Source organism: Ideonella sp. sgz306126, assembly GCF_056032705.1.
The window spans coordinates 303,771-316,283 of sequence record NZ_JBVYWP010000003.1 but is presented as its reverse complement, the minus strand read 5'-3'; the positions used below and the strand labels follow the sequence as shown (position 1 = coordinate 316,283).

Genomic DNA, 12,513 nt, shown 5'->3' with positions numbered 1-12,513 from the left:
CAGCACCATGTCTTGGGCAGGAAAAATCCTCCGCGTCAACCTGAGCGCGGGCACCGTCACCTCCGAACCGCTGCGCATGGACTGGGCCAGGGCGTACCTGGGCTCGCGCGGCTTGGCCAGCAAGTATCTGGTCGAGGAGATCGACCCCCAGGTCGACCCGCTGTCGCCGGACAACAAGATCATCTGGTCCACCGGGCCGCTGACCGGCACCATGGCCTCCACCGGCGGGCGCTACACCGTGGTCACCAAGGGCCCGCTGACCGGCGCCATCGCCTGCTCGAACTCGGGCGGCTACTGGGGTGCCGAGCTGAAGATGGCCGGCTGGGACATGGTGATCTTCGAAGGCAGGTCGCCCAAGCCGGTCTACCTGTCGATCGAGAACGACCAGGCCGAGCTGAAGGACGCGTCGCACCTGTGGGGCAAGACCGTCTGGCAGACCGAGGAACTCATCAAGAAGAGCCACCAGGACCCGCTGGCACGGGTGTCCAGCATCGGCGGCGCCGGCGAGAACTTGGTGCTGTTCGCGGCGGTGGTCAACGACCTGCACCGCGCCGCCGGCCGCTCCGGCGTGGGCGCGGTGATGGGCAGCAAGAACCTGAAGGCGGTGGTCGTGCGCGGCACCAAGGGGGTGGGCAACCTGGCCAACCCCAAGGAGTTCATGAAGGTCACCGCCGAAAAGAAGAAGATCCTGGCCGAGAACGGCGTCACCGGCCAGGGCCTGCCGGCCTTCGGCACCCAGGTGCTGATGAGCGTGATCAACGAAGTCGGCGCCCTGCCCACCCGCAACCACCGCGACGTGCAGTTCGAAGGCGCGGGCGACATCGGTGCCGAAGCCATGGGCCGGCCGCGCACCGCCCCCGGCAGCGACGGCAAGAAGCCGCTGGTGACCAACCAGGCCTGCTTCGGCTGCACCATCGCCTGCGGCCGGATCCAGAAGATCGACCACAACCACTTCACGGTGCAGAACAAGCCCGAATACTGGGGCGCGTCCGGCGGCCTGGAATACGAGGCCGCCTGGGCCCTGGGCGCCGCCAACGGCGTCAACGACCTGGACACGCTGCAGTACGCCAACGTGCTGTGCAACGAGCACGGCATGGACCCGATCACCTTCGGCGCCACCATCGGCGCGGTGATGGAGCTGTACGAGATGGGGGTGCTGACGAAGGAGCAGATCGGCGTCGACGCCCCGTTCGGCTCGGCCGCCGCCCTGGCCCACTTTGCCGAGATCACCGCCAAGGGCGAGGGCTTCGGCAAGGAGATCGGCCAGGGCTCCAAGCGCCTGACCGCCAAGTACGGCCACCCCGAGCTGAGCATGAGCGTCAAGGGCCAGGAGTTCCCGGCCTACGACGGCCGCAGCATCCAGGGCATCGGCCTGGCCTACGCCACCAGCAACCGCGGCGCCTGCCATCTGCGCGGCTACACCATCGCCTCCGAGGTGCTGGGCATCCCGGTCAAGACCGACCCGCTCGAATCCAAAGGCAAGCCGGAACTGGTCAAGGCCTTCCAGGACGCCACCGCCACCTTCGACGCGGCCGGCATCTGCATCTTCACCAGCTTCGCCTGGACGCTGGCCGACGTGCAGCCTCAGGTCGCCGCCGCCTGCGGCGACGAATTCACGCTGGACAACCTCAGCCTGATCGGCGAGCGCATCTGGAACATGGAGCGCGACTTCAACAACCGCGCCGGCTTCACCTCGAAGGACGACTCGCTGCCGCCCAGGCTGCTGAACGAGCCGGCCAAGACCGGTCCGGCCAAGGGCATGGTCAACCACCTCGGCGAGATGCTGCCGATTTACTACGACGTCCGCGGCTGGGACGCCGACGGCCAGCTCAAGCCCGAGACCCGCAGCCGGCTGGGGTTGTGATTTGAAGCACGTCATCCTGGGCGCCGGCCCGGCCGGCATCATCGCCGCCGAAACGATACGCAAGCACGCGCCGATGGACGAGATCGTCGTCATCGGCGACGAGCCCGAGGCGCCCTACTCGCGCATGGCGATCCCCTACCTGCTGATCGGCAAGGTCGGCGAGGAGGGCACGCACCTGCGCCATGGCGCGAAGCACTTCGAGCGGCTGGGCATCCGCTTGCAGCACGGCCGGGCGAAGGCGGTGGACACCGCCGCCCGCCAGCTGCAGCTGGAAGACGGTACGGTCGTGTCCTACGACAAGCTGCTGATCGCCACCGGCTCGTCGCCGGCCACGCCGCCGATCCCGGGCATCGACGGCCCCGGCGTCCATACCTGCTGGACGCTGGCCGACGCCCGCGCGATCATGGCGGCGGCCCGGCCCGGCAGTCGGGTGCTGCAGCTGGGCGCCGGCTTCATCGGCTGTATCATCATGGAGGCGCTGGCGGCGCGAGGGGTGGAGCTCAGCGTGGTCGAGATGGGCGACCGCATGGTGCCGCGCATGATGGGCCCCACCGCGGGCCGCATGATCAAGCAATGGTGCGAAGCCAAGGGCATCCGGGTGCACACCGGCGCCAAGGTCGAGGCGATCGAACGCGGCGCGCCCGCCGCATCGCCCTCCCCCTCGGCTGACACCGGCCTGTTCGGCAAGATCGCCGCGGCCATCGGCCGGGTCACCGGCAACGGCGATGCCGCCGCCGCCCTGGCCGGCCCGCAGCCGATGCGGGTTCGCCTGTCCACCGGCCAGACGCTGGAGGCCGACCTGGTCATCAGCGCCACCGGCGTGCGGCCCAACATCGGCTTCCTGAAGGACTCGGGCATCACCTGCTTGGTCGGCGTGCTGACCGACGAACATCTGCAGACCCGCGTGCCGGGCATCTATGCCGCAGGCGACTGTGCCGAGGCCTTCGACAAGGTCAGCGGCAAGACCATCGTCAGCGCGATCCAGCCCAACGCCGCCGAACAGGCGCGGGTGGCGGCGCTGAACATGGTCGGGCAGGTGACCGAACTCAAAGGCGTCACCCAGATCAATGTGCTGGACACGCTGGGGATGATCTCGGCCAGTTTCGGCCAGTGGGATGGCCTGCCCGGCGGGCAGCACGTCGAGTTGACCGACGAGCCCGCCGGCCGCCACCTGAGCCTGCAATTCGACGGCGACAAGCTGATCGGCTGCAACGCCATCGGCTGGACCGAGCATGTCGGCGTGATGCGCGGCCTGGTCGAAGGCCAGGTGGCGCTCGGCGCATGGAAGGACAAGCTGCTGGCCGACCCGACGCAGCTGATGGAAGCCTACCTCGCCAGCGCGCAAGGCCAGCAGGCCCACGCGCTGGTCAAGCCGCGCTGAGGCGCGCCGCCTCGGTGCGGACGGTTCTTCGCATAGGCCTCCATGCAGATCACGTTCAAACTCTACGCCAGCCTCACCGAGTACTTGCCGGCAGATCGCCGCACCGCGAACATGATGACGCTGGACGTGGCGCCGGACGCCTCGATCGCCGAGGTCATCGACCCGTTCCAGTTGCCGATGAAGCTGGTGCACCTGGTGCTGATCAACGGCCACTACGTGCCGCCCGACGAGCGCCACAGCCGCCGCCTGGCTGAGGGCGACGTGCTGGCCATCTGGCCACCGATCGCCGGGGGCTAGGCCGGCCGTCGCGGACGCTCCCTGGCCGATGACCGACTGCCCCGAAGCCTTCGAGCGCGACACCGGCGGCACCGAAGCCGAATGGCTGCGCACGCTGCCCGGCGCCTGTGGCCGGCACCCGCTGAGCCTGCCGGGGCCCGGACGGGCGATCGTCGCCATCGAACCCGGCCGACTGTGCTTGCATTGGGAGGTGTTGCCGCCGCGCCGCATCGCGCTGATCAGCCTGCCACGCATGCGCGTGGTCTACCGCTTCGAGGGCGTCGGTGCGGCGCAGCGTGCCGCCTTCATGCGCTCGTTCGATCTGCATCTGCAGCGCGGGGGCGGGTAAACCGCTCGCAGCCGGGGGCCGGAATCACGCGAGGTGCGCAGGGTCCGGCCCGGCGCGCTCACCGCACCAGCAAGCCCGCGTGTTCGCCGGCCGCGATCTCGCCGATCACCGCCGCGTCCTCGAAACCATGGCGGCGAAACACCGCCATCACCTCGGGCAGGCTCGCCGGATCGCAGGTGACCAGCAGACCGCCGCTGGTCTGCGGGTCGGTCAGCAAGGCCTGGTCGGTGGCCGAGAAATCGGCCGGCAGCTGCACCTGCGCGCCGTAGCCCGACCAGTTGCGGCCCGAGGCGCCGGTGACCATGCCTTGCTCGGCCAGCGCGCGCACGCCCGGCAACAGCGGCACGCGGGGCCAATCGATGCGCACCTGGCAGCGCGCGCCGCGCGCCAGCTCCAGCGCGTGGCCGGCTAGGCCGAAGCCGGTGACGTCGGTCAGTCCATGAACGCCGGACAGCGCCGCGAGGTCCGGCCCCGGCGTGTTGAGCCGCGTCGTGGTGGCGATCATGCTGGCGTAGCCAGCGGCGTCCAACGCGTTCTTCTTCAACGCCGCCGACATCACCCCGACGCCCAGCGGCTTGCCCAGCACCAGCAGATCGCCGGGTCGCGCATCGGCGTTGCGGCGCACCCGCTTCGGGTGGACCAGGCCCAGCGCGACCAGGCCGTAGATCGGCTCGACCGAATCGATGGTGTGGCCGCCGGCGACCGGGATGCCTGCCGCCGCGCAGGCCGAGGCGCCGCCTTCCAGGATGCGGGCGATGGTGGCGGTCGACAGCACGTTGATCGGCATGCCGACCAAGGCCAGCGCCAGGATCGGCGTGCCTCCCATCGCGTAGACGTCGCTGATCGCATTGGTGGCGGCGATGCGGCCGAAGTCGAACGCGTCGTCGACGATGGGCATGAAGAAATCGGTGGTGGCCACCAGCGCCTGCTCGTCGTTGAGCTGGTAGACGGCCGCGTCGTCCGAGGTCTCGATGCCCACCAGCAACTGCGGCGGCAGGGGCATCGCGGCAGCGCTGCGCAGGATCTCGCTCAGCACGCCGGGTGCGATCTTGCAGCCGCAGCCGCCACCGTGCGAAAGCGAGGTCAATCGGGGTTCGACGCGGACGTCTGGGGGGCTCATCGGGGTCTCCGGCAGGAACGGGCCCGGCGCCGCCGCCAGGCCCTGCGTCGCGCCCGAAGCGGGCACGCAGGGTCGGCAGCATAGCCGCAAGCTCGGCCCCAGGAAGCCCGGGCGCCTCGCGCGCGGGCACAATCGGACCATGCAATCGCGCGGCGTTCACCTGCAATACAGCTTCCAGCCCGACGGCCAGCGCGGCGCCGAGGTGCACAACCCCTTGTTCGACCTGCTCAGCGCGGTGCGCGAGCACGGCTCGATCCAGCATGCCGCCAAGGCCACCGGCGCGTCGTACCGGCACGTCTGGGGCGCGCTCAAGCAGTGGGAGGCGGTGATGGGCGAGAAGCTGGTCACCTGGGCCCAGGGCCAGCCGGCCCGGCTGACCCCCTTTGCCGATCGCCTGCTGTGGGCCGAAGCCCGCGCGCGCACCCGCATGACGCCGCACATCGAGGCCTTGCGCGCCGAGCTGGAGCGGGTGCTGAGCGAAGCCCTGGACGGCAGCCAGCAGGTGCTCACGGTCTACGCCAGCCAGGACCTGGCCCTGCCGGTGCTGCGCGAGCGCGCCAGCCAGCACCACCGGTTGCACATCGAGCTGAAGTTCGCCGGCAGCATGGACGCGCTGCGCGCGCTGGCGGAAGGCCGTTGCATCGTCGCCGGCTTCCACGTCCCGCCGCTGGCCGACAGCCGCAACACCTTTGCGCAGGCGCTCAAGCCACTGCTCAAACCCGGCGTGCACAAACTGATCGGCTGCACCCGACGCAGCCAGGGCCTGATGGTCAGCCGCGGCAATCCGCTCAAGCTGCACACGCTGGCCGACCTGGCCGCCAGCCCGGCGCGTTTCGTCAACCGCCAGGAGGGCTCGGGCACCCGACTGCTGACCGACCATCTGCTGGCGCAGCAAGGCGTGAACCCGGCTCACATCGAGCGCTACTTCGATGCCGCCGAGGACAGCCACATGGCGGTGGCCGCGGCCGTGGCCAGCGGCGTCGGAGATGCCGGCGTGGGCATCGCCGCCGCGGCCGAGCGCTTCCGCCTCGACTTCGTGCCGCTGATGGAGGAAGACTACTTCCTGGTCTGCCTCAAGGACGCGCTGGACCACCCCGCGGTGCGCAAGCTCTGCGACGTGCTGCAAGGCCCGGCCTTCGCCGAACTGGTGGCCGAACTGCCGGGTTACAGCATCGCCCGGGCGGGCGAAGTGCTGTCGCTGACCCGCGCGCTGCCGTGGTGGAACTTCCGCACGCACAAGGACCACGAGCAGCACGCGGGCGCGGACCACGACGCCGGCTGACCCGGCGCGGCCCCCGCGGCGCCGGTGAGGTCGGAGGGCCTCGGCCCCTGTCGTCTCAGCTGCCCGGCCTGGAGAGCAGTTCGACCGCGTCGAGCAGGGCCGACGCCTGCACGCCCAGCGCGCGACCATCGTCCGACGCAAGGCGACGCAGCCGCTCCAGCGCTTCCTGCCGCGGCAGCGAGTAGCGGTGCATCAGCACGCCGACGGCCAACGGCACCGGGTCGGCCAGCGGATCGGCCGTCGGCGCCACCACGGCCACCGGCTCGGCGCGCCGCGCCGGTGCGGCGCCCGCGCCCGCCCGCAGCACCGGCGCCGCCCGCTTGCGCACGTTGGCGACCGCGGCATCCACCGTCGGCACGATCTGCGCGATGTCCAGCGGCTTGACCAAATAGGCCACGGCTCCCAGCTCCCGCACCCGGGCCACCGTCGCGGCATCGGAGAAGGCGGACAGGAACATGAACGGCGTGCCCAGCGATTCGCGCAGGTACTCGGCCACGTCGAAGCCGGACTTGCCGTCCATGCGGATGTCGAGCAGCGCCAGATCGGGCCGGTGCTCGCGCGCCAGCAGGATCGCGTCGTCGCCGTTGTCGGCGTCGATGACATCGAAGCCGGCCTGCGCCAGCCCGTGGGCCACGGTGGCCAGCACCAACCGGTCGTCGTCCACGACCAGGATCTTGCCCTTGCTTGCCACGCCGCCGGTGTCTGCCATGGGCTTCATTTTCGCCGAAGTCGCCGGCGCCGATGCGTGGGGGATCACAGTGGCTCCAACACCGTCACGCCGGGCGGCTCCAGGTGCAGCGTCGCCACCACACGCTCGCCCTGCTGTTCGATGGCCATCGCGGCGCCCTTGCGCGGTAACAAGGCCCGGACCAGCCCGAGGCCGGAGATGCCGGTCGGCACGCTGGCCAGCGTGAAGCCTGCCGGCAGCGACCCGAGGTTCGAGATCGACACCGCGACCTCGTTCTGACCGAACTGCAGGCCGCAGCCGATGTCGCCCTCGCGGCTGTGCTTGATCGCGTTGGTCAGCAACTCGTTGACGGTCAGCGCGATCGGGATCGAATCGGCCTCGCTGAGCGCGAAGCGGTGCGGCGCGGTGCCGCGCACGCTCACCTCGATCGTGCGGCCGAACATGCGCTGCACCGAGGCGGCGATCGCCTCGACCACGCCGCGCACCCGCAACGGCCCGGTCATGCCGACCTGCAGGCCATGCACCTGGGCGATGGCATGCACATGGCCTACCGCTTCGGCGATCGCCGAGGCGGCCTGCGGATTGCGCAGCGCGTTCTGCTGCAGCAGGCCGGCCACGCCCTGCAGGTTGTTCTTGATGCGGTGATGCACTTCCTTGACCAGCATCTCGCGCTGCGCGATGGCCGCGTCGAGCCGGGCCTGGTCGGCGGCGCGCTGCTCGGTCACGTCGCTGGCCACCAGCAGCAACTGCTCCGGCGCGTCGGCGCTGGCCTGCAGCGAAACGATGCGCATGTCCCAGTCGCTCGCGGCGCGGCCCGGCTCGGCCTCGCGGCGCAGCTCGCGGTGCACCGCCTCGTGGGTCCGGGTGGCATGCTGCAGGTCGGTGAGCAGGGTCGACGATTCGTCGGCCGGCAGCCAGCGCGTCGGGTGGCGGTGCAGGATCTCGTCCATCGGCCGGCGCGCGAACTCGGCCATCATCTGGTTGAGCTGCAGCACCTGCTGGTCGCGCGCGTCGAACAGCGCGATCGCCAGCGGTGCGGTCTCGATGATGCGTTGCAGGCTCGCCCGGGCCTGCGCGATCTGGACCTCGGCCTGGCGCCGCGCGTCGATGTCGAGCAGCGCGAAGGTCAGTTGCCGGGCGCTCGAATCACTGCCGGTGACCACCACGTTGCCCACGACCCAGAACTCGCGCCCGTCGCGTGCCTTGAGCCGGCATTCGAAGGTCTCGGCCTGACCCTCTTCCAGCGTGGTCAGCCAGTCGGTGCGGCGCAGCGGGTGATCGGCCTCGTCGGTCGCCACTTCCCCGATTGCCTGGCCGACGAAATCGGCCAGCTCGCCCGCGAACATGCGGCGCGCCGACCGGTTCATCCACTCGATCCCGCCGTCGCCCACGGTGACGATGCCCACCAGCACCGAATCGAGGATCGCGCGGGTCCGGTCGGCCTGCACCATCACCAGCTCGCGCGCACTGCGCCGCTCGTCCACGCTGACGAAGGAGCAGATGCTGCCGGCCAGCGGGTCTTGCGCGTCGACCAGGCGCTGGCTGGCCAGCACCCACAGCGGCGAGCCGTCCTGGCGGCGCAGGCGACGCTCGCCGCTGGAGCGGCCCAGCGTGGCGAGATCGCGCAACTCGCTGTCGGCGTAGTCCCGGTAGGCCGCCGCATCCTCGAAAAGCTGGCGCATCGGCAGGCCTTGCAGCGCCGCCTGAGGATAGCCGGTGAGCTGGGCCAGCGCCTCGTTGGCGCGGGCGATTCGGCCGTCCCGCTGGTACAGGATGCCGACGTCGGACAGGCTGAACATCAGCTCGCGCTCGCGCGCCAGGCCTTCGAGCTCGGCGCGCTGGGCATGCATGGCCGAGATGTCGCTCAGCACCGCCACGGTCTCCTCGCCGCCCTGGGCGCCGTCGGAGCGGCGCAGGGCCAGCGACCACCACACCGGCGGCGCCCCCGCATCGGCCTGCGCGATCTGGAATTCGGTCTCGCTGCGGCCCTGCTCGGCCAGCATCTGCAGCGCCAGGCGGGCCTGGTTCGCGCTGACGCCACCCCGCACCAGCAGGTCGGCCAGCGTCGCCCCGCGGGCCGCGCCCTCGGGCAGCCCCAGCAAGGCCTCGAAGCGACGATTGCAGCGCAGCAGCTCGGTGCCGCGCAGGTAGGCGATGCCGGCCGGGCTCACGTCCAGGATCGTGGTCAGCTCGCGCAGCAACTGCTCGTTGCGGCGGCGGGCGATTTCCTCCTGGCTCACATCCAGCGTCATCACGCTGAAGACCGATCGGCCCGCGCCCAGCTGGGCCGGCTCGACCCGCGTCATCAACCAGCGCAGACCGGTGTCGGGGTGGCGCACCGCATAGCGCACTTCGATGCGCTCGCGCTGACGCAGGGCCTGCTGCAGCCGCTCGTAATCGGCGCGCGATTCGGGTTCGACCAGGCCGCTGCCGATCGACTTCAGCGCCGCGCTCTCGCCACGCGGGCGGCCGGCGCCGGCACGCGGTGCCGGCGTGGGCGGGACCCAGCCCTGCGCCGAATCCCAGGTGGCCAGGCCGACCTCGGCATCGCCCATCAGGGCCGCGATCTCGACCCGTGCCAGGTCGCGCTCGTCCTCGATGCTGCGGTCGTCGAACTGCGCCAGCCAGCGACGCTGGCCCGCCTCGGGCGCCAGGCCGCGTACCCGCACCTGCAACCGGCGCTTGCGGCCGCCGCGGCCCTCGACCCATCCCTGGGTCTCCTGGATCCGGCCCGGCGACGGCAAGCCCCCCGGTCCTTCCAGCAAGGCCTTCAGGGGCGGCGGCAGGCTGGCCACCGTGGCGCCCAGGCCGCCGGCCAGCTCGCGCATCACCGTGTTGGCACGCAGCACGCGCCCGGCCTCGTTGAACAGCAGCAGGCCCTGCGGGCTCAGCGCCAGGCAGTGGTCGAGATCATCGGCATCGAGGCTGGACGGCGCTTCGGCGGTGGCGCCAGGGCGGGGGGCCTCGGCGCGCGGCGGCTGGAGAGTCGACGACATGAAGAACCCGCAGAAAGTGGCCTCTTCAGTGTACGCGGTCACGCCATTGGTGCAGCGGCACCACACCGCGGCCGCCGCGTGGCGGCGCGGTGCGCCTCAGTCGGTCTGCAGCTGGCGCGAGGCCGCCAAGGCCTTGAGCGTGGCGCGGTTGACCTCGCCGGGCGACAGCATCAGCGCCTCGGTGGCCGACTGGATGTCGAACGAGAGGCCGCTTTCGATCGCCGTCACCAGGCTCAGGCCCGGCGCGTGCGGGCCGATGCCGTCGACCAGCGCCTGCGCCACGCGCTCGGGCACCGGCAGGCGGCTCAGCAGTGCCGAGAAGGGCTGGCCCAGCATCCGGTCAAGCAGCGAAAACACGCCGCAGATGAAGGCCTCGTTGCGCAAGGCCTCGTCGCCCTGCTCGCGGGCCAGCTCTTCCATCAGCAGACCGCGGCGCACGGCGAGGAACATCATCGGCTTGACGTCGGGGTTGTCGACCGCTCCGGCCATCAGCAAGGCCAGCCAGCGCTTGAGGCGCTGGTAGCCCAGCATCATGATCGCGTGCTGGAAGGAGTTGACCTCCACCGACAGCCCGATCCCCGGCGAATTGATGTAGCGCATCAAGCGGTAGGCCAGGGTCGGATCGCGGCGCAGCACGGCGTCGAGCTGGGCCACCGGCTCCTCGCGGTCCAGGCGCTGGATCAGGTCCATCACGGTGGCGACGCCGGTGGGCAGTTCCTTGCGGGCGGTGCTCGCGTCGGGGGCGTCGCCCAGCGGCCAGCCGAGCACCGACTGCGCGCCGCGCTGGAAGCTGGCCGAGGCATCGGCCGGGCTCACGGCCCCGGCCTGCACGAAGGGCAGCACCCGCGGCGGTGCGCCCGCCGGCGCCGGACCGGGGACGCGGCGGTCTTCGCCGATCTCGATGATGGCGTAGCGGAAGCTCGCCATCAGCCCGGGGCTGAGGGGCGACAGCGGCCGGCCCTTGAGCACCAGCGGCTGGCCGCGCGCGGCCAGTGCCTGCAGCGCCTGTGCCTGGGCGTCGTCGGCGAGCATGAACGCGGGCACCTCGACCTGCCAGTGCGGCACCGGCGCCTCGGCGGTCAGGTGCGCCAGCAAGGCGCGCAGCCAGGCTTCGCTGGTCAGGTTCAACGCCAGCGGTCCCAGCGCCGGCGGCCAGGCCTCCACCAGCACCTGCTGCAGCGCCGCGGCGTCGGGAGCGGCGCCGGTCAAGGTGGCGCCGGTCACCGGATGGATGCTCAGCCGCGAGATGCCCGGCTGGCGCTTGGCATCGAACAAGGCATTGCAGCCCAGCAGCAGGTGTTCCAGCACGGGGGTGTCCATCACGGTCTCAGGCATTGAGGTATTGGAACAGAGACATTTTCTGGACGCTGGCGTAGGTTTGCAGCGCGGCCTGGTAGCCGGTCTGCTGATTCTGGAATTTCGCGATCGCCGACACCATGTCCAGATCGGTGGCGTTCGATTCGTTGGTCTGCCCGGCCAGCTTCTGATCGGCCGTGCGCGTGGTGGCATTGTCGAGGCTGTTGAGCACTTCGCCGGCCATGCTGCGGGCCGACAGCACGTTGCCGACCACCGCGTCGATGTCGCGCAGGCCGGTGGACACCGTCTGGCTGATCTGGGCCTGGCTGCGCGACGGGGTCTTCAGCTCGTTGATCACCTGGTCGAGCGCGTTGAACACCGTCTGGTTCGGCTTCGAGGGCGCGATCTGGAAGGCGTCGCCGTTGGCGGGCGTGCCCGAGACGTCGAACGACATGCCGTCGACCTGGATCGCCGTTCCGCTCTGGTAGGCCGCGCCGCTGACCGGCGTGGTGACGTTGCCCGCGGCATCGGTGCGCTGGATCGAATAGGTGGTCGCCCCGCCGCTGACCGAGAAGCTGACCGTGTAGTTGTCGCCGGTGATCTTGCTCGGGTCGGTGACGCTGCCGGCATCGATCCAGGCCCCGCTGCTGGCCTGCAGCGGCGGCCGGGCCGGGCCGGTCTTGAACACGCCGTTGCCGCTGGGGGCCGACATCCAGATCGCCTTGCCGTCCAGCGTCACCGGGTACGAGGTGCCGGTGCCGACCTGGGCCTGGCCGCCGGTGCCGACGTAGGCCACGCCGCCGGGCTGGTCCAGGAATGGCGTCTGGCTGGCCCCCTGGCCGGCGAACACGTAGCCGCCGTTGCCGTTGCCGGTGTTGGCCACCCCCAGCAACTGGGTGCGGATGCCCTGGAGCTGCTGCGCGATCGAGGCCCGCTGCGCGTCCGAATAGCTGGCGTCGCCGGCCTGCACGACCAGTTGGCGCGCCTGCTGCAACAGGTCGCCGGCATTGCCCAGCGTCGACTCGGTCAGGGTCATCGCCGTCTTGCTGGCGTCGATCGCGCGCTGCGAGGTGTCGGCCTGCAGCTGCATCGAACGGGCGCGCTCGGCCTGGGCGGCGGCGGTCGGGTCGTCGCTGGCCTGCTGCACGCGCTTGCCGCTGGTGAGCTGTTCCTGCGACGTGGTCAGCGCCTGCTGGCGCTGCTGCAGGTTGGTGATCACGCCGGCGTAGGCGTTGTAGGTGGCGATGCGGTACATGGCGGA

At 70.9% G+C, this 12,513-nt stretch carries 10 protein-coding genes; 5 read left to right on the top strand and 5 right to left on the bottom strand.

The window, feature by feature from the left end; genetic code table 11:
- Nucleotides 1-7 precede the first annotated feature (7 nt).
- Genes AC0N04_RS09915 through AC0N04_RS09900 form a run of 4 tightly spaced genes read left to right on the top strand, consistent with a single transcriptional unit; the run spans nt 8 to nt 3,870 of the window.
- On the top strand, nt 8-1,864 hold the full coding sequence (locus AC0N04_RS09915) for an aldehyde ferredoxin oxidoreductase family protein (RefSeq protein ID WP_474281074.1): 1,857 nt from the start codon (nt 8-10) through the stop codon (nt 1,862-1,864).
- 1 nt (nt 1,865) lies between these two features.
- Entirely contained in the window at nt 1,866-3,245 is a 1,380-nt protein-coding gene (locus AC0N04_RS09910) for an NAD(P)/FAD-dependent oxidoreductase (protein WP_474281072.1), read from the top strand.
- Between the two features lie 42 nt (nt 3,246-3,287).
- Nucleotides 3,288-3,542 carry a sulfur carrier protein ThiS gene (gene thiS / locus AC0N04_RS09905; RefSeq protein WP_474281070.1) on the top strand — a complete coding sequence of 85 codons (255 nt, stop codon included), beginning with the start codon at nt 3,288-3,290 and terminating at the stop codon, nt 3,540-3,542.
- A 28-nt stretch (nt 3,543-3,570) separates the two neighbouring features.
- A complete protein-coding gene (locus AC0N04_RS09900; protein ID WP_474281068.1) occupies nt 3,571-3,870 on the top strand; it encodes a hypothetical protein in 300 nt (99 codons plus the stop codon).
- Between the two features lie 58 nt (nt 3,871-3,928).
- Here the strand turns inward: AC0N04_RS09900 and selD are convergent, their stop codons facing one another.
- Nucleotides 3,929-4,990 carry a selenide, water dikinase SelD gene (selD, locus tag AC0N04_RS09895; protein ID WP_474281066.1) on the bottom strand — a complete coding sequence of 354 codons (1,062 nt, stop codon included), beginning with the start codon at nt 4,988-4,990 and terminating at the stop codon, nt 3,929-3,931.
- 139 nt (nt 4,991-5,129) lie between these two features.
- Here selD and AC0N04_RS09890 point away from each other — a divergent pair, with 139 nt between their 5' ends.
- Nucleotides 5,130-6,272, top strand: a complete 1,143-nt coding sequence (locus tag AC0N04_RS09890; protein WP_474281064.1) for a substrate-binding domain-containing protein — start codon at nt 5,130-5,132, stop codon at nt 6,270-6,272.
- A gap of 55 nt (nt 6,273-6,327) precedes the next feature.
- On the opposite strand, the gene AC0N04_RS09885 is transcribed toward AC0N04_RS09890, so the two are convergent.
- The 4 genes from AC0N04_RS09885 to flgL all read right to left on the bottom strand — a co-directional run bounded on the left by AC0N04_RS09885 (nt 6,328) and on the right by flgL (nt 12,507).
- Nucleotides 6,328-6,981, bottom strand: a complete 654-nt coding sequence (locus AC0N04_RS09885; RefSeq protein ID WP_474281062.1) for a response regulator — start codon at nt 6,979-6,981, stop codon at nt 6,328-6,330.
- A gap of 44 nt (nt 6,982-7,025) precedes the next feature.
- Entirely contained in the window at nt 7,026-9,956 is a 2,931-nt protein-coding gene (locus tag AC0N04_RS09880) for a PAS domain-containing sensor histidine kinase (RefSeq protein ID WP_474281060.1), read from the bottom strand.
- A 96-nt stretch (nt 9,957-10,052) separates the two neighbouring features.
- The gene (locus tag AC0N04_RS09875) at nt 10,053-11,276 is read right to left on the bottom strand and encodes an EAL and HDOD domain-containing protein (protein ID WP_474281058.1); all 1,224 of its coding nucleotides are present in this window, start codon (nt 11,274-11,276) and stop codon (nt 10,053-10,055) included.
- 7 nt (nt 11,277-11,283) lie between these two features.
- Nucleotides 11,284-12,507 (bottom strand): flagellar hook-associated protein FlgL, encoded by a 1,224-nt coding sequence (gene flgL / locus AC0N04_RS09870; RefSeq protein ID WP_474281056.1) that lies wholly within the window; start codon nt 12,505-12,507, stop codon nt 11,284-11,286.
- Between the last annotated feature and the right edge of the window lie 6 nt (nt 12,508-12,513).